At 62.7% G+C, this 16,604-nt stretch carries 13 protein-coding genes, 1 tRNA gene and 1 pseudogene; 9 read left to right on the top strand and 6 right to left on the bottom strand.

The annotated features are described in order from the left end of the window. The first annotated feature begins 102 nt into the window (after window positions 1-102). Both DU475_RS02915 and DU475_RS02920 read left to right on the top strand, forming a co-directional pair. Window positions 103-945, top strand: coding sequence for a glycosyltransferase family 92 protein (locus DU475_RS02915; RefSeq protein WP_205524200.1), 843 nt, complete (start codon window positions 103-105; stop codon window positions 943-945). 25 nt (window positions 946-970) lie between these two features. Beyond that, window positions 971-1,426 carry a GNAT family N-acetyltransferase gene (locus DU475_RS02920; protein ID WP_164630570.1) on the top strand — a complete coding sequence of 152 codons (456 nt, stop codon included), beginning with the start codon at window positions 971-973 and terminating at the stop codon, window positions 1,424-1,426. Between the two features lie 148 nt (window positions 1,427-1,574). Here the strand turns inward: DU475_RS02920 and DU475_RS02925 are convergent. Together DU475_RS02925 and DU475_RS02930 are read right to left on the bottom strand one after the other, a co-directional pair. Continuing rightward, a pseudogene (locus tag DU475_RS02925) lies at window positions 1,575-2,444 on the bottom strand (nucleotidyl transferase AbiEii/AbiGii toxin family protein). Continuing rightward, window positions 2,437-3,165, bottom strand: coding sequence for a type IV toxin-antitoxin system AbiEi family antitoxin domain-containing protein (locus DU475_RS02930; protein WP_502706837.1), 729 nt, complete (start codon window positions 3,163-3,165; stop codon window positions 2,437-2,439). The pseudogene DU475_RS02925 and the gene DU475_RS02930 overlap by 8 nt, the downstream one beginning before the upstream one ends. A gap of 230 nt (window positions 3,166-3,395) precedes the next feature. Here DU475_RS02930 and DU475_RS02935 point away from each other — a divergent pair, with 230 nt between their 5' ends. The 4 genes from DU475_RS02935 (at window position 3,396) to DU475_RS02950 (ending at window position 8,892) form a co-directional block, all read left to right on the top strand. Further along, the gene (locus DU475_RS02935; protein ID WP_164630572.1) at window positions 3,396-4,559 is read left to right on the top strand and encodes a Fic family protein; all 1,164 of its coding nucleotides are present in this window, start codon (window positions 3,396-3,398) and stop codon (window positions 4,557-4,559) included. Between the two features lie 130 nt (window positions 4,560-4,689). Beyond that, window positions 4,690-5,793: a Fic family protein gene (locus tag DU475_RS02940; protein ID WP_164630574.1), complete on the top strand. Its 1,104-nt coding sequence runs from the start codon at window positions 4,690-4,692 to the stop codon at window positions 5,791-5,793. A gap of 37 nt (window positions 5,794-5,830) precedes the next feature. Then, window positions 5,831-7,429, top strand: a complete 1,599-nt coding sequence (locus DU475_RS02945; RefSeq protein ID WP_164630576.1) for a VPA1262 family N-terminal domain-containing protein — start codon at window positions 5,831-5,833, stop codon at window positions 7,427-7,429. Next, complete coding sequence (locus DU475_RS02950) at window positions 7,426-8,892, top strand: hypothetical protein (protein WP_164630578.1); 1,467 nt, start codon at window positions 7,426-7,428, stop codon at window positions 8,890-8,892. The genes DU475_RS02945 and DU475_RS02950 overlap by 4 nt, the downstream gene beginning before the upstream one ends. A 39-nt stretch (window positions 8,893-8,931) precedes the next feature. Here the strand turns inward: DU475_RS02950 and DU475_RS02955 are convergent, their stop codons facing one another. Together DU475_RS02955 and DU475_RS02960 are read right to left on the bottom strand one after the other, a co-directional pair. Continuing rightward, window positions 8,932-9,393, bottom strand: a complete 462-nt coding sequence (locus DU475_RS02955) for a hypothetical protein (protein ID WP_164630580.1) — start codon at window positions 9,391-9,393, stop codon at window positions 8,932-8,934. Between the two features lie 198 nt (window positions 9,394-9,591). Beyond that, window positions 9,592-9,680, bottom strand: a tRNA-Leu gene (locus DU475_RS02960). Window positions 9,681-10,031: 351 nt separating this feature from the next. Here DU475_RS02960 and DU475_RS02965 point away from each other — a divergent pair. The 3 genes from DU475_RS02965 to DU475_RS02975 all read left to right on the top strand — a co-directional run bounded on the left by DU475_RS02965 (window position 10,032) and on the right by DU475_RS02975 (window position 13,649). After that, window positions 10,032-11,219, top strand: a complete 1,188-nt coding sequence (locus DU475_RS02965) for a M20 aminoacylase family protein (protein WP_114356512.1) — start codon at window positions 10,032-10,034, stop codon at window positions 11,217-11,219. Continuing rightward, window positions 11,212-12,627: an amidase gene (locus DU475_RS02970; RefSeq protein ID WP_164630582.1), complete on the top strand. Its 1,416-nt coding sequence runs from the start codon at window positions 11,212-11,214 to the stop codon at window positions 12,625-12,627. The genes DU475_RS02965 and DU475_RS02970 overlap by 8 nt, the downstream gene beginning before the upstream one ends. A gap of 131 nt (window positions 12,628-12,758) precedes the next feature. Continuing rightward, window positions 12,759-13,649: a crotonase/enoyl-CoA hydratase family protein gene (locus DU475_RS02975; protein WP_164630584.1), complete on the top strand. Its 891-nt coding sequence runs from the start codon at window positions 12,759-12,761 to the stop codon at window positions 13,647-13,649. 169 nt (window positions 13,650-13,818) lie between these two features. Here DU475_RS02975 and DU475_RS02980 read toward each other — a convergent pair whose 3' ends face one another. Then, the gene (locus tag DU475_RS02980; RefSeq protein WP_164630586.1) at window positions 13,819-15,540 is read right to left on the bottom strand and encodes an AMP-binding protein; all 1,722 of its coding nucleotides are present in this window, start codon (window positions 15,538-15,540) and stop codon (window positions 13,819-13,821) included. Between the two features lie 160 nt (window positions 15,541-15,700). Further along, window positions 15,701-16,588, bottom strand: a complete 888-nt coding sequence (gene mmsB, locus DU475_RS02985) for a 3-hydroxyisobutyrate dehydrogenase (RefSeq protein ID WP_164630588.1) — start codon at window positions 16,586-16,588, stop codon at window positions 15,701-15,703. Window positions 16,589-16,604: the final 16 nt, after the last annotated feature.

Genomic DNA, 16,604 nt, shown 5'->3' on the forward strand with positions numbered 1-16,604 from the left:
ACTCGCGCCGCGCTCGCCTTGCCAAACCGGCGGGTTTGGAACAGTGTCGCGCCGCAATCGAACAGGCTTTCCGAGGAGCGAGCGGTGTCGGGATTAAAGCAAATGCTGCGTGCCCCCTGGGTGTGGCGGGCGCGGGCGCGCGACCGCCTCGTCGCGCAGCGCGACGTGCCGACGCTGGCGGTGGTGGCGATCTTCCGCGAAGAGGCGCCGTTCCTCGACGAGTGGCTGCGCTTCCACGAGGCCGTCGGCGTCGGCCATTTCTACCTCTACAACAATTTCAGCACCGATCACTTCCGCGACGTGCTGGCGCCGTGGATCGCGCGCGGGCTGGTGACGCTGACCGACTGGCCGGTCGAGGTCGGGCAGCTGCCGGCGTATCGCCACTGCATCAAGCAGCACATGCTGGATGCGAAGTGGATGGCGTTCATCGACATCGACGAGTTCCTGTTCTCGCCGGTCGCGGACAAAGTCACCGACGTGCTCGGCCGGTTCGACGGCGCGCCCGCGGTCGGCGTGTTCTCGCCGTATTTCGGCTCGGCCGGCCACGAGCAGCGGCCGCCGGTGCCGATCAGCCGCGCCTTCACCAAGCGCTCGCCGCTGTCGAAGATCTCGGCCAAGACCATCGCCAACCCGCGCTGGATCCGCGCCATCCGCAACGTGCATCTCTACAAATACTGGCAGGGCGAAACCATCGACACCATGGGCCGCCTGTTCCAGGGCGACCGCCCGGTGCTCGACCTGCTCCGCCTCAATCACTACTGGTCGCGGTCGCTGTCCGACCTGCAGACCAAGATCCAGCGCGGCGACGCCTCGACGCCGGTGCCGCGCGACAGCGACTGGCATTTCGCCGCCGAGAAAGACATGAACGCCGAAGACGACACCTCGATCCTGCCGGTGCTGGATCGGGTGTTCGGCAAGGCGGAGGACGCGGCGAAGGCCGGGTGAGGCCACGCCTGACGAAAGGCATCGCATGCCTGTATTGATCCGCCGCGGCACCCCCGCCGACGTCGCGGCGATCACCGACCTCACGATGCGCGCCTATGGCAAGTGGCTGGCGCTGATCGGCTACGAGCCGCTGCCGATGCTCGCCGACTACGCGGTGGCGATCCGGGAGCATCGGTTCGATCTACTCGAAGCCGACGGCGTGTTGGCCGCGCTGATCGAGACCGAGCTGCGCGACGACGATCTGTTGATCGTCAACGTCGCGGTGTCGCCCGACGCCCAGAAACGCGGCTACGGCCGCCGCCTGATGGCCCTCGCCGAACAGATCGCCGCCGAAGCCGGCTGCACCACGTTGCGCCTCTACACCAACGAGCGCTTCGAAGAAAACATCCGGCTGTACGCGTCGCTCGGCTACGTACAGGAACGGCTGGAGACGCGGGCCAACGGAGCACGGGTGGTGCATATGGTGAAGGGGATGGGGTAGTTTTTGCCACGCGAGATCGCGCATCGCGTAGAATGACACCACATCCAAGTAACTATTTTTGATAGGTCCGACGAGTTATTCCCGTCACTATCGGCATTCGCCCCGCTCTTGCCAACACGTTGTTCAACCGAGCAGACGCTCTCTTTCGTCACAACAAACGACGTGCCTGTGCCGCGCGCGGCATCAAGAACGCCGCCAAATCTGCGACAACATCCGCCAGCGGCACAACATCGACTTCGATATTCTCCATGAACGCCTTCCACTGCTTGGCTTTGGCAGCACCTTCGGCAAATGCCTTTGTCAGCGCATCCGGCAGCTCTGTTGGAATCTCTGTCCGTCGGCGCGCGAAGGTCGCTGCAATGGCACGCGCAAGGCTTTCGCCTTCAAACTGATAGTCACGCGAAAGAACCCAAATATCATAGAAGTCTTTCATCCGACTGTTTGCCCTGCCAAGCGCGACCATCGCCTGAAACTTCTCGGCGATCACGGTCTAGGGCGGATAAGTCCGGATGCGGGGAGACGGCTGATCGAGCAGCACCGGCAAATCGACTTCTGCCGCTTGCGGTTCAACCGCATCTCCAAAGCCGATGTCGACGACAACCCGCACTCGGGCTCCGCCGACCGTCGCATTGGTCTTGATGCGAAGGCCACCATACTCAAGTTCTTCGCGGATTTGGTCGATCTCGAGTGCAGCAACGTCGAAGACAACGCCGTCGTCGAAGTCGATGGCGCAAACGTCCGTGAATACGCCCAGCATCGTGTCCGGGTCTGGATCGCCATACCCGAGCAGATCAAGATCGCGCGTCGGCCGGAATGCCGCCTCCAGCCATGTTGTCAGCAGCATTGCGCCCTTGAGGACAAAACGAGAGCCGTGAGGAGTCTGGCTCAAACGGAAAAGCAGCCGCTCGAGCACATAGCGCGTCAGCAACAGCTCGAACGGTTGCTTGCGCTCGCGGGCGAGATTGGCGAGGCGATCCCGCGCCGACGCGGCGACATTCCTGACCGGCGGCCTAGCCATCGGTAGTCATTGCATCGAGATAAGGTCGAACGACCTTCCAAACGCCGGCCTCTTCGGCGTACTTCGCAATCTGTGCAGGCGTCGCTTTCCGTTTGCGAAGCGCCTCTTTCATGCCTTCCAGCGCGAGACTGAGACCCGGACTGCGCTTGAAGCGCCTCCCCTCGCTTTGGCGATAGCGAAACAGGTCGACGACTGTCTTGGCGGGGTTGTAGATCCGCACAGTCACGCCCTCGATCCGGTGCTCCTCGATACCCGATTTGAGAACCTTGCCGCCGAACCGGACAAACTGAAGAAGCGGCTGCGTGACGCGCGGCTTCCAATCCTTGGGCCCGATGGCAATCCAGATGCGCGGCGGGATGGTGTCGGTCAGCTCGTGAAACGCCAGCGCTGACACGAGGCAAACAACCCCTTTGGGCGCAAGCTTCGCTGCTTCAGCAAGCGAGCTACCTACTCCCGGCGCGGCCCCGGCAAGCTGATAGAGACCTCGGCTGAGCTGGACGATGTCTCCCCGTTCTTTCATCCGCGAAATCGTCGTCGGCGAAATGCCTTCACTGCGGAATTCGGCCGCACGAACCAGCCCGCGCTCTCGAAGAAGGAGCTCCACTCTCTCCGATTGCGTTCTTGAGCTGGCCGTCATACGGCAAGATTGGTTCATTTCCTCGGATACGTCAACTACGTATCCGAGGAAATGAACCCACAAGGTTTCGGCGGAATAGGGCATTCCGCGAACGCAAGGTGCCTGTCAGCCCGCTATGGGCTCTTTGACAACGGCGTCAATGCCGTGGCGCCTTCGCCACGCCTGATCAAGCCTTTCAAGGCGATGTGATTGCCAATAGTCGCGCCAACCGGCATAATAACCGGCAATATCAACGGTCTATTTCTCTATAAGATATTGATATTTAGAGACTTAAACCGGCAAAGAAAGCGGCAAAATTGACTTCTCCCAGCGCCATGGAACCCTTGCTCCCGGAAGAGAACAAGGCGCTTACGGATCTTGCGACCGACCTCGTCGCCAAGAGCAACGCCCTGGCGGGCCGCCTCCATCCGATCATTCAGACGAGCGTCGGCGACCTCGTCCGGTCGATGAACTGCTACTACAGCAATCTCATCGAGGGGCACCACACCCACCCTGTCGATATCGACCGGGCCCTGGCCGGGGATTACAGCGCCGAACCGGAGAAACGGAACCTCCAGCTCGAAGCCCGCGCACATATCGACGTGCAGCGGAAGATCGATCTTGGCGAAGGCCCGCAACCATCGACCTCGACCGACTTCATCGCTTGGATACACAAGGAGTTCTGCCAGCAACTACCTGAGGACCTCCTGATTATCTCTGATCCACGCACCGGCAAACAAGAGCGGGTGATCCCGGGCGAACTGCGGAAGGTGGCCGTCCAGGTCGGGCGTCACATCGCCCCGATGTCAGAGGACCTCGGGCCCTTGCTGATCCGCTTCGCAAGCGCCTATGGCGACACCAAGCTATCGACCATCCAACGCATCGTGGGCGTGGCGGCTTCCCACCACAGATTGCTCTGGATTCACCCATTTGCCGACGGCAACGGCCGCGTCGCACGCCTGTTCTCTCACGCCTTCCTGAAAGAACTCGGCATCGGCTCGAGCCTCTGGTCGGTCTCACGAGGACTCGCCCGGGCGGTCGACAAGTACAAAGCCGCCCTGCAAGCCGCCGACGAACCACGGCGGGGCGATCTCGACGGGCGCGGCAACCTCACCCAATCCGGCCTGGTGGGCTTCTGCACGTTCTTTCTCACCAGTTGCGTCGACCAGATCGTCTTTATGAACTCCCTGTTCGAACCCGGCGAACTCCAACGCCGCATCGAGATCTGGTGCGAGGAAGAAACCCGCGCTGGCCGCCTTCTCAAAGGCAGTTGGCCACTTCTTCGTGAAGCCCTGCTCTGCGGCGAGTTCGCGCGCGGCAAGGCTCCCGAACTGACCGGTTATCAGGAACGCCAAGCACGAACGGTGCTCAATACCCTCATTGAAAAAGGCTTCCTGATCTCGCCGACCTCACGCTCCGCGGTGCGGCTCGGCTTCCCGCTGGCCGTCATCGACCGATGGTTTCCGCGCCTGTATGTGGGACCGGCGGCCGCGACCTGACCGCCGAACTGCTGGTGCGGACGGCAGAGTCGAACCCGCACGACGCGTTCACGCCCGATGCGGCATAGAATGCCTTGCTATAGCTCATTTTTCTTCCAATATTGGGCTATAGAAAGGAGTTCTATAGCTCATGCCTTGGAATTGGGAGGACCCGAATTGGCCCGTATTTTCTTACGAAGCCAAAGGGTTAGATAAATTTGAAAGCGATTTTCTCTTGCGCTCCGGAGAGTTCATCGGAGCCTTCAAGCACGTCAGCCAGGATGAACAGACCAGCCTCCGCATCGAGTTGATCAGTGAGGAAGCCCTCAAGACCTCAGAAATCGAAGGCGAGATCCTGAACCGCGATAGCGTGCAGTCCTCGCTTCGCTATCAATTCGGCCTCGCGAAGGATCAACCGGACGTGCCAGCGGCCGAACGCGGCATCGCCGAGATGATGGTCGACCTCTATCGCAGGTTTGCCGAGCCACTCACCCACGAGGCTCTGTTCGGGTGGCACCAGATGCTCATGGCGCAGACGATGTCCATCCGGGTGGTGGGGGCCTACAGGACTCACGCCGATCCCATGCAGGTCGTGTCAGGACCAATCGCACACCGCAGAGTCCACTTCGAAGCTCCACCGTCAGAGCGCGTGACGGAGGAGATGACGGCTTTCATCAACTGGTTCAACGAAACCGCTCCCGGTGGCCCCCAAGCGCTGCCCGCGCTCACACGCGCCGGGCTTGCTCACCTCTACTTTGTCAGCATTCACCCATTTGAAGATGGCAACGGGCGGATCGCGCGTGCCTTGGCTGAGAAATCACTGGCACAAAACCTCAACCAGCCCACGCTCATCGCTCTCGCCTACACCATCCAACACAAACGGAAAGCCTACTACGACGCCTTGGAGCACAATAACAAGTCGACCGAAGTCACCGACTGGCTGGTCTATTTCGGGAAGACGGTCCTTGAAGCTCAGGACAACACCAATAAGCGGGTCGAGTTCTCCCTTGCCAAGACCCGATTCTACGAACGCCTGCGTGGCCAATTGAACGAAAGGCAAGAGAAGGCCATCGCCCGCATGTTCGAGGAAGGGATCGAAGGCTTCAAAGGCGGCCTGAGCGCCGAGAACTATATCACCATCACCAAGGCGACCCGCTCGACCGCCACGCGCGATCTACAAGACCTTGTTGCAAAGGACGCTCTGACCCGAACGGGTGAACTGCGCTATACTCGCTATCACCTGAAGCTGGACTAATCACACCAAAAGAGACTCATTGGAAATAGAGAATAAAATGGTCTCTACTGATCGCACAAATGTCGATTTTAAGCGCCTGACCGCCTCTGGACTACTCGGGTTCTTCACACACGTCGAAGCCACGGAAATTTTTGCTCTACGCGGAAATGATCCGACTCCATTCAATGTCTTTTCGATTCTTGTCGCGGAAGAACGCGATGATCCGCCGGGAAGCTTACCTCCGTTCGTCGGCACCCCCATTCAAATCAAACAACTAAAAGGCTGGAAGTTCGGCATTAAGCGGACGATCCTCCAACTCAACAGCATCGAGCCATTGCTCAATAACTTCCAGAATACCGGCAAATGGGAGCCATCAGGAGAACCGCTGCGCATAGGCACTGTTACGGCACTCCCCACACAGTTCATTCCGCCGGATTCGACGGTTGTCCCAGCGTGGAATCACGTCCTCAAGAATAATTTCTGGAGCGGATCGTACGTTGTCGAACTGGCTGATACAGAGAAATTGGAAGTTCGGCAGCTTATCGACAATCCGCCCGCCCTTCAGGAGCTCTCTGCTGCCATTCAGAAGCGCATTCCCCTTCGTATTGCGAGCCTATCGGATCGATTGGGCAATATCGTCTTCCAGATTCCTGCATCAATCATCGTCGTACAGTTTGCAAAAGACCGCACTTCCGGGGACGCGACTGTGAATCTCGCCTGGCACCCCAAAGCCACCCCCCGACCAATTCGAGCCATGTGCCAGATGGAGCATGACAACGTTCTCACGGGTTACTCCTCTGCGGAGATTCTGGGCTCTTCTGCCACGCTGCCCATGGCTGCCGGACCTGGGATGCAACGCGGCGTCATTTGGGACGACCAGAACGGACTCGTTCTGGCCGCTACGTCGAGCACGGGCTTCATCAATACGATCGCCATGAATATGAAAGCGCTGGACCCCGAGCCCCGTGTGTTCACGCTCAAGGATGCCAAAGGGAACGCGATCGAAAAGCGCATTCCACTGGCATCCGGCTCGACTGTGCAGGTGGGTCCAGTATCCGACGAACGCTCCGCAGAATGGACGCGAAAGCGCATCTATCGTGATGAAGCTGCGCGTCTGGCCGCCGAGCGCGTATTCGTGCAATACAAGCCGCAGCCCGGTGGCGCCGACCTCCATGAAAAGGCGCTTGAAGATATTCGTGTGCTTATCAACCGTCACGGCGAGTTCGGAGCGTGGCTATGGGACCCCTATCTCAGCGCGGATGACATTCTACGAACGCTGTTTTTCTCTCGGCATACAGGCGCCGCCATGCGGGCGTTGAGCGCGGCAAAAACCGTTGCCTCGTCCGTGCCAAGCTCTTTGCTTGCAGACACTCAACGGGCGGTCTTTGCTGCGGCCAATTCCAACCTGCGGGGATTGAAGCTGGAATTCCGAATGAAGGTCGGCCAGGCGGGCTGGGCATTCCACGACCGTTTCTTGATCTTTCCCATCAAGGACGGCGGCGCTCTTGCATGGTCTCTCGGCACATCCGTCAACAGGATGGGACGACAGCACCATATCCTTCAGCGCGTGGACGATGGCCAGCTTATCGCTGACGCCTTCAACGAATTGTGGGAAGCTCTGGGCCAAGCCGAGCACCTGATTTGGAAGACGCCATGAGCGCTTACGGCGATTTCCTGCAGGCGGCTGAAAAGCTGTCACAGTCAAATTGCGAGGCGGTTGCGCCAAGCTGCCTTCTTGATTTTGTCGCACAGTCCTCGCATCCCATCAACGATCTGTGCGACGGCGACCGCGCGAACTTGTTGTTTGGCGCCTTCTATAGAGATTTTGCGATCCTGCAGAGAGCGCGCGCGCCAGGTCCACCTTTTGAGCCTGACGACATTTCTCGTTGCGCCGGACTACTGTGTTGGCTCAAGAACCAACTGGCGGGGTGGCAGGTACAAACAGATCCCCAACGAAGGCTATTCACAGCAATCGTCGTCTCGGCTCAGGCTCTCGATATCGAGCATGAACTCTGGCCTCGACTCGCCGGGAGTTTTGGACGGAAGCTTGAAATCGCCGAAGAGTTCGGCCGAGTGATCTCATCTTTGGCCATTGAATTCACGACAAGAGGTTCAATGCCAGCACCGCTCTGGGAGCAGGAAGCGGTGGAAAAGCTCAAAGAAGCGGAGGCAGCCGCCGATTGGGGGGCCATTGGCGACTGCTGGCAACCTTTCGCGTCGCAGTTTTTTCCTAACGTTCTGCTGACCCAGTCCGTACGTTCTCTTTCTCACTTCTGGCGAGATTGCCTCGTTTCTGCGACCGATACCATTCATCACATAGCCTCCGCTATGCTTCTCGCTCAGGTCCTGCCCACAGATCAACGCCTGGTACTAGGATTCGCAAGCAATAATCCATTTATTGAGTTCGCGACCGTCTATGTGACACTTTGCGGCCGCTCGGCAATGAGAACGCTCTCTTCCTCAGACGCATCTGCGTTGACAGCCATTCTGCTTAAAGTCTCGAACGATTGTGCGCGCTGGAAGGGTTGGATGAAGGTCTTCAACGCCTACCCGCTTAGATTTCCTGCGCTTCAGGCATCGCTAGGTAATTGCCTTGCGGCCGCCTCCAGCGATGCAATCTATGCGTACGTGCACGCGATCGTGTTGTTCCCCGGACACTCAAGCGACGATGCAGGGCGACGATCCGTAGCTGAATGCTTGCGAGTCTTTCGCACTGCCGCTTCTGCCCAACGCCGCACGGAGCTGTGGACCATCGCCCACGAACGATGGAAAGGCTGGCGATTTGACGACGGCAACTCCAATTCGCACCTCTTCGACGTGAATTACTCCGTTCTGGACTATGCGATTATCGGGTACGCGAACGAATGCATGGACCAGGCGGAACGGGATTCCATCATGAACAAAATTCGATGGGAGTTGGGGCATCTAGACGATAAGTGGCACGGGTCTATTACTGACGTTATTACGGCCTGGAACAGGCTCCTTTCGACGTTTCAACCTTACGCGCGCGCAACTACCATCCAGAGCACCGGAGGGGATTGGCTCAATGAGGGTCAAAAATATCTTCCCTATGACCCAGCCAAGGATCGGTATGTGGCGATGAGATATCGATCATTTTGACCAACGCGGTAGAAGTTGCGTTTCGACAAGAGGCGGTCTTTACCGTTCAGTATCCCTATCTTTTTCTCGATCCGCTTTGAGCCGGTCTAGGGCTGCCTTATCCTTCGAAGACGTCATTTGCTGATCTGCCAGCTTTTGTTTGAAGCTCTTTCCCGCCCGGGGCGCTGCCTCTCTAATTTCCCGTTTTTCAGGCTGCTGTTTCTCCGCCGACAGCATATCGGCGCCGGCGGCTCGCTCGGCGTATTTCAGCCTCTCCTCCTCCCTGTTCTTCTCAAGGGCCGCTTCAGGCAGATACTTCCGGGCAATATGAGAGCCTTCCCTGCGTTCACCTGCACCGGGAGCGTAGCCATCCCGCGACGCAATGCTCCCTGACCGACCACCAAATGCAGTCTTGCGCGCATTGTCGGCCAATTTTTCTTGAAGCGCCTTGTCGCCCTGCTTTGCGCGATAGGCCTCCATCTGCCGTTCGGCTGATTCCGGATCGAGGTAGGACCGTTCCATCAGGCTATCGTATTTGGCTCGCGCTCTTTCAGCGCTCTCCTTCGCAGTGGCGAGCTCAGCCGTGCACCGATTGGTTACATCTTCATCATCAGACAATGAGAGGCCCTTCCCAGCTTTCCCCTGCTGATTCACATTACTCACACTATGCCGCTGACAATGGTTCGATTTCTGCCGAGACTCATTCTCGGACTCGAGTGCTGGTGCGGGCGGCCGGGGTCGAACCGGCACAGCTCTTTCGAGCCGAGGGATTTTAAGTCCCTTGCGTCTACCAATTTCGCCACGCCCGCATCCCGGACCGCGACGCCGCCTTCACGGTGGCGGCTGCGGCGGTGGCTGTCCGGCTCGGCGGCCGTGATGGTGCCGGGTTCCGCGCCAGTGCGCCGCATTCATAATCGACCCGGCGGCGCAACGCAAAGCGGGGTTGCAGCCGTGTGGCGGCTTCGCCGTCCGCGCGCTTTGACATCGCCCCGCATTGTCGGCTGGAATACGCACGGCGCCTGCGGCGTCGGGCACGGCGGTCTGTCTCACGCCGATGCCGATTCCGCTCTCCCTCTGCCCTGCCCCGCTCTTGCCCGTTCCTTGCATGCAGGCCGCCCGAGACGTCCCATACAGCCCGCCACAGCCGAGGTGACCCGCGCATGCCGACCATCGATCGTATCGACGCCTTCGCCGACGAACTGACCGCGATCCGCCGCGACCTCCACGCCCATCCCGAGATCGGGTTCGAAGAGGTGCGGACCTCGGGCATCGTCGCCGACAAGCTCGGCCAATGGGGCATCGAGGTGCATCGCGGCATCGGCGGCACCGGCGTCGTCGGCGTGCTGAAGGGCAAAGGCGACGGCGGCCGCCGCATCGGTCTGCGCGCCGACATGGACGCGCTGCCGATGGACGAAGCCACCAACCTGCCGTGGCGTTCGACCATCCCCGGCCGCTTCCACGGCTGCGGCCACGACGCCCACACCACCATGCTGCTCGGCACCGCGCGCTATCTCGCCGAGACCCGCAATTTCGACGGCACCGTGCACTTCATCTTCCAGCCCGCCGAGGAAGGCCTCGGCGGCGCCCGCGCGATGCTGAAGGACGGCTTGTTCGAGAAATTTCCGTGCGACGAAGTCTACGGCCTGCACAACGCGCCGGACCTCGGCCATGGCGAGATCGCGATCCGGCCCGGACCGGCGATGGCCGGCGCCGATTTCTTCGACATCACCATCTCCGGCTACGGCGCCCACGGCGCGATGCCGGAGCGCTCCAAGGACCCGGTGGTGATCGCGATGACGCTCGGCCAGGCGCTGCAGACCATCGTCAGCCGCAACGTCGATCCGCTGCAGTCGGCGGTGCTGTCGATCACCCAGATCCATTCCGGCTCGGCCTATAACGTGATCCCCGGCGAAGCCCGGCTCGCCGGCACGGTGCGCGCGTTCTCCGACGAGATCCGCAACCTGATCCGGACCCGGATGCGCGCGGTCGCGGCCGGCATCGCGGCGGCGTTCGAGGTCGACATCAAGGTCGACATCCGCGACATCTTCAGCGTGCTGGTGAACGCCCCCGAGCACAGCGAGCGCGTCGCCGAAGTGGCGAGCAGCATCGTCGGCGAAGCCAATGTGAAGACCCGCGAAACGCCGAAGATGGGCAGCGAGGATTTCGCCGATATGCTGCAGGCGGTGCCCGGCGCGTATTTCTGGATCGGCCACGACGGCAACGTGCCGCTGCACAATCCCGGCTTCGTGCTCGACGACAAGATCCTGCCGGTCGGCGCCAGCATGTTCGCCCGGCTGATCGAAACCCGGCTGCCGCTCGGCGGCGACAACGGAGCTGCGCATGTCTGACGGCCTCGCCACCACCGCCACCGCGCTGCACGACCTCTCCGCCACCGAATTGCTCGCCGGTTACTACGGCAAGCAGTTCTCGCCGAGCGAGGTGATGGAGGCGGTGATCGCCCAGGCGACGCGCTGGGAGCCGCATATCAACGCGCTGTACGGATTCGACCCCGATGCCGCGCGCAAGGCGGCAGCGGCCTCGACCGCGCGCTGGGCCAAGGGCGAGCCGCTCGGCCTGCTCGACGGCGTGCCGGTGACGATCAAGGAGAACGTCGCCACCGAGGGCGTGCCGGTGCCGCTCGGCGTGCCGATCACGCCGCTGACGCCGGCCGCGACCGATGCGCCGCCCGCCGCGCGGCTGCGCGAAGCCGGCGGCATCCTGTGGAGCAAGACGACGATGCCGGATTTCGGCATGCTGTCGTCGGGCCTCTCCAGCTTCCACGGCGTCACCCGCAATCCGTGGGACGTGTCGCAGAACACCGGCGGCTCTTCGGCCGGCGCCGGAGCCGCGGGCGCGGCCGGCTACGGGCCGCTGCATCTCGGCACCGACATCGGCGGCTCGGTGCGGCTGCCGGCCGCGTGGTGCGGCATCTTCGCGTTGAAGCCGAGCCTCGGCCGCGTGCCGATCGATCCGCCCTATGTGGGCCGCTGCGCCGGGCCGATGACCCGCACCGTCGACGACGCCGCGTTGATGATGAGCGTGCTGTCGCAGCCCGACGGCCGCGACGGCATGAGCCTGCCGCCGCACGATTTCGACTGGAGTGAGCTCGACGTCGATATGCGCGGCAAGAAGATCGGCCTGCTCACCGATCTCGGCTTCGGCATGGAGCTGGAAGACGAGGTACGCGACATCGTCACGCAGGCGGCGCGTACATTCGAGGCGCAGGGCGCGATCGTCGAGCCGGTCGGGCTCGGCTTCACGCGCGAGATGATGGACGGGCTCGACGCGTTCTGGCGGGCGCGGATGTGGAGCGATCTGGCGCAATTCTCCGACGAGCAGCGCGCACGCGTGCTGCCCTACATCGTGCGCTGGGCCGAGCCCGGCGCGCGGCTGAGCGGCGTCGAGGTGATCCGCGGCTTCAACCAGACCATGGCGATGCGCGCGCTCGGCGCCAAGCTGTTTGCCGGCATCGACTATCTGATCTCGCCGGTGGCGCCGGTGGTGAGCTTCGCCGCCGATGTCGCGTCGCCGTGGAATGATCCGGACCGGCCGTTCGATCACATCCTCTATACCGTGCCCTGGAATATGGCGGAGAATCCGGCCGCCTCGATCAACGGCGGCTACAGCACCAAGGGTTTCCCGATCGGCGTGCAGATCGTCGGCAAGCGTTTCGATGATCTCGGCGTGCTGCGCATGGCGAAGGCGTTCGAAAGCTTGCGCGGCGAACAGAAGCCGTGGCCGGTCGTGCCGCGCTAACGCACGCGGCGTCCCAAGCACAATGTCATTGCGCGGGCTCGACCCGCGCATCCATCTCCTTCATAAAGATGGATGCGCGGGCCGAGCCCGCGCATGACTCGTACAAACAAAAACACGCTGGAGGAAACCAGATGCCGTTCGAGACCATCAAATACGAGGTGGCCGATCAAATCCTCACCATCACGCTGAACCGCCCCGACAAGCTCAACGCCTTCAATCCGGCGATGCAGGCCGAGCTGATCGAGGCGTTCGACAAGGCCGACGCCGACGACGACATCCGCGCCATCATCGTCACCGGCGAAGGCCGCGCGTTCTGCGCCGGCGCGGATCTTTCCTCCGGCGCCGACACTTTCGATCGCGACGCCCGCCGCGGCCCGGTACGCCGCAATGCCGACGGCTCGGCGGACTACTCCGATCCGCAGGTGCGCGACGGCGGCGGCCAGGTGACGCTGCGGATCTTCAAGTGCCTGAAGCCGGTGATCGCCGCGGTGAACGGCCCGGCGGTCGGCATCGGCGTCACCATGCAGCTCGCGATGGACATCCGCATCGCGTCGGAAGCCGCGCGGTTCGGCTTCGTGTTCTCGCAGCGCGGCATCGTGCCGGAAGCGGCGTCGAGCTGGTTCCTGCCGCGCATCGTCGGCATCAGCCAGGCCCTGGAGTGGTGCTACACGGGGCGCGTGTTCCCGGCGCAGGAAGCGCTCGACGGCAAGCTGGTCAGCCGCGTGGTGCCGGCCGATCAGCTCCTCGACACCGCCCGCACGCTCGCCAAGGAAATCGCCGCCAAGACCGCACCGGTGTCGGTGGCGCTGATCCGGCAGATGATGTGGCGGATGATGGGCGCCGACGATCCGATGGAGGCCCACAAGATCGACAGCCGCGGCATCTACGAGCGCGGACGCTCCGACGACGTCAAGGAAGGCGTCTCCTCGTTCCTGGAAAAGCGCCCGGCGCAGTTCAAGAACAAGATCACCACCGACATGCCGCCCTACTTCCCGTGGTGGGACGAGCGGGAGTACAAGTAAGCGCCTGCGGACGGCACCGAGGCTCGCGCGCTTGAGCCACAGACACGTCATTCCGGGGCGCGAGCGCCAGCTCGCGAACCCGGAATCCCGAGCTTGTTGCGAAGAGAGATTCCGGGTTCGCGCTGCGCGCGCCCCGGAATGACGGGGAGAGGTTTGGCGCGACGCGCCCTCACCCCTCCTTCGCCGGCGCGGCTTTCAGCTCGGGGAAGTCCTCTTCGGAAAATGCGAGCCCGCGCAGACTATCGGCCTGATCGTTGTCGTGCTCGATGCGGCGGAGTTGAACGCGGCGGATCTTGCCGGAGATGGTCTTCGGCAGCTCGCTGACGATCTCCAGCTTGCGGATGCGCTTGAACGGCGCCAGCCGGCCCTGCATGTGCTTGAAGATCGACAGCGCGGTGTCGCGCGAGCGCTCGGCATCGGCGGTCAGCAGCACATAGGCTTTCGGGATCGCAAGCTTGATCGGATCCGGGCTCGGCACCACCGCGGCTTCCGCGACCAGATCATGCTCCAGCAGCACGCTCTCCAGTTCGAACGGAGAGATCCGGTAGTCGGACGACTTGAAGACGTCGTCGGTGCGGCCGACGAAGGTGAGATAGCCGTCCTCATCCGCAAACGCGACGTCGCCGGAGCGATACACCTCGCCATCGGCGCCCGCCAGCTTGCCGCCCTCGCCCTGATAGCCCTGCATCAGGCCGGCGGGCCGGGCGTCGCCGAGCGCCAGCGTGATCTCCCCCTCCTTGGCCGGTTGGCCATCGGCATCGGTGATCTTGACGACGTAGCCCGGCAGCGGCCGGCCCATCGAGCCGATCTTCACGGTCTGGCCCGGCGAGTTGCCAACCATCGCGGTGGTCTCGGTCTGGCCGTAGCCGTCGCGGATGGTGACGCCCCAGGCCGCCTTGACCTGATCGATCACTTCCGGATTGAGCGGCTCGCCGGCGCCGCAGACTTCGCGCAAGGCGACCTGATAGTCCGCCAGCTTCTCCTGGATGAACATCCGCCACACCGTCGGCGGCGCGCACAGCGTGGTGACGCCGCAGCGGCCGATCGTCGTCAGCAGGCTCTTGGCGTCGAACCGCGGCTGGTTGACCACGAACACGGTGGCACCGGCGTTCCACGGCGCGAACAAGCAGCTCCAGGCGTGCTTGGCCCAGCCCGGCGATGAGATGTTGAGATGCACGTCGCCCGGCTGCAGGCCGAGCCAGAACATCGTCGACAGCGCGCCGACCGGATAGGAGCGCTGACTGTGCCGCACCAGCTTCGGCTTCGCTGTGGTACCGGAAGTGAAGTACAGCAGCATCGGATCGTCGGCCTGGGTCGGCCCGTCCGGGGTGAAGACGTCAGGCTGCAGCGCGGTCCCGTCGTAATTGAGCCAGCCGTGCTGGGCGTCGCCGACCACGATGCGCAGCAGATCGTCGCCGCCGAGGCCGGCGAACTTGGCGACCTGATCCGGCGCCGCCACCACCGCCTTGGCGCGGCCGCGGTCGAGCCGGTCGCGCAATTCCTCCGGCGTCAGCAGCGTGGTGGCCGGGATGGTGACGAGGCCGAGCTTGATCGCGGCCAGCATCACCTCCCACAACGGCACGACGTTGCCGAGCAGCAGCAGCAAATGATCGCCGCGTTTCAGGCCCTTGGCCCGCAGATAGTTCGCGACCTGATTGGAGCGTTTCGACAGATGCGCGAAGCTCGGCTTCTCCTCCCGGCCGGTGGTGCCGTCGACGATCCACAGCGCGGGACGGTTGCGACTGTCCGGATTGCTTGCCAGCTCGGCGTCGAACCAGTCGAGCGCCCAGTTGAACGGCACCGGATCGGGCCAGCGGAAACCGGCGACCGCGGCTGCGTAGTCGGTGCGGTGTTGGAGCAGGAACGAACGGGCTTGCTGGAACGTGGTCATGAAGCACCTCGCTTACGCGGCACAGCGGCCACCGCCAGTTCACCCGTCATTGCCGGGCTCGACCCGGCAATCCATCGGATTGCGAAGAGCGATGGATGCGCGGGTCAAGCCCGCGCATGACGGCGATTACGGAGGTGTCGCCGTGCGAAACATCAAACGCTTACTTCCGCCCCTGCTCGCGCAGGTAGTTGATGATTCCGGAAAAATCCGTGCCGCCGTGGCCGGCCTGTTCGAACGCCGCATAGATCTCGGCGGCGTGCTGGCCGAGCGGCGTCGAAGCGCCGGCCGCCTTGGCGGCCTCCTGCGACAGCTTCAGATCCTTCAGCATCAGCGCTGCGGCGAAGCCCGGCCTGTAGCTGTTGTTGGCGGGCGACGCCGGCACCGGGCCCGGCACCGGGCAATAGCTGGTGAGCGACCAGCACTGCCCCGACGAGGTCGAGGCAACGTCGAACAGCGCCTGATGCGACAGCCCGAGCTTCTCGGCCAGCGTGAACGCTTCCGACACGCCGATCATCGAGATGCCGAGGATCATGTTGTTGCAGATTTTCGCCGCCTGGCCCGCGCCGGCGCCGCCGCAATGCACGATCTTCTTGCCCATCCTTTCGAGCACGGGCTTGGCGGCCGCGAACGCAGCTTCGCTACCACCGGCCATGAAGGTGAGCGTTGCGCCCTTGGCACCGCCGGTGCCGCCGGAGACCGGCGCATCGACCGACGCGATGTCGTGCTTGGCGGCGAGCGCATGCGCCTGCACGGCGCTTTCGACGTCGATGGTCGAACAATCGATGATCAGCGCGCCCTTGGCGGCATGCGGCAGGATCTCGTTCCACACCGCCAGCACGTGCTTGCCGGCCGGCAGCATGGTGACGATGACGCCCGCGCCCTTCACCGCATCGATCGCGGTCGGCGCGATGCCGACGCCCTCGGCCTTCGCCGCCTCGCAGGAGGCCGCGACCAGATCGAAGCCGGCGACGTTGTGGCCGGCCTTGGCGAGATTGCCGGCCATCGGCCCGCCCATATTGCCGAGACCGATGAATGCGATCTCCGTCATGTCCCCTTCCTCCCCT

Origin of the sequence: Rhodopseudomonas sp. WA056 (genome assembly GCF_010906995.1) — a bacterium.
GTDB lineage: Bacteria > Pseudomonadota > Alphaproteobacteria > Rhizobiales > Xanthobacteraceae > Rhodopseudomonas > Rhodopseudomonas palustris_G.

What these genes read in the sequence shown, in the direction of transcription:
- DU475_RS02930 (WP_502706837.1), bottom strand. Translation starts at nt 3,165, where the DNA reads ATGCCCTATTCCGCCGAAACCTTGTGGGTTCATTTCCTCGGATACGTA.
- DU475_RS02980 (WP_164630586.1), bottom strand. Translation starts at nt 15,540, where the DNA reads ATGACCACGTTCCAGCAAGCCCGTTCGTTCCTGCTCCAACACCGCACC.
- DU475_RS02920 (WP_164630570.1), top strand. Translation starts at nt 971, where the DNA reads ATGCCTGTATTGATCCGCCGCGGCACCCCCGCCGACGTCGCGGCGATC.
- DU475_RS02955 (WP_164630580.1), bottom strand. Translation starts at nt 9,393, where the DNA reads ATGGAACGGTCCTACCTCGATCCGGAATCAGCCGAACGGCAGATGGAG.
- mmsB (WP_164630588.1), bottom strand. Translation starts at nt 16,588, where the DNA reads ATGACGGAGATCGCATTCATCGGTCTCGGCAATATGGGCGGGCCGATG.
- DU475_RS02965 (WP_114356512.1), top strand. Translation starts at nt 10,032, where the DNA reads ATGCCGACCATCGATCGTATCGACGCCTTCGCCGACGAACTGACCGCG.
- DU475_RS02970 (WP_164630582.1), top strand. Translation starts at nt 11,212, where the DNA reads ATGTCTGACGGCCTCGCCACCACCGCCACCGCGCTGCACGACCTCTCC.
- DU475_RS02975 (WP_164630584.1), top strand. Translation starts at nt 12,759, where the DNA reads ATGCCGTTCGAGACCATCAAATACGAGGTGGCCGATCAAATCCTCACC.
- DU475_RS02950 (WP_164630578.1), top strand. Translation starts at nt 7,426, where the DNA reads ATGAGCGCTTACGGCGATTTCCTGCAGGCGGCTGAAAAGCTGTCACAG.
- DU475_RS02935 (WP_164630572.1), top strand. Translation starts at nt 3,396, where the DNA reads ATGGAACCCTTGCTCCCGGAAGAGAACAAGGCGCTTACGGATCTTGCG.
- DU475_RS02945 (WP_164630576.1), top strand. Translation starts at nt 5,831, where the DNA reads ATGGTCTCTACTGATCGCACAAATGTCGATTTTAAGCGCCTGACCGCC.
- DU475_RS02915 (WP_205524200.1), top strand. Translation starts at nt 103, where the DNA reads ATGCTGCGTGCCCCCTGGGTGTGGCGGGCGCGGGCGCGCGACCGCCTC.
- DU475_RS02940 (WP_164630574.1), top strand. Translation starts at nt 4,690, where the DNA reads ATGCCTTGGAATTGGGAGGACCCGAATTGGCCCGTATTTTCTTACGAA.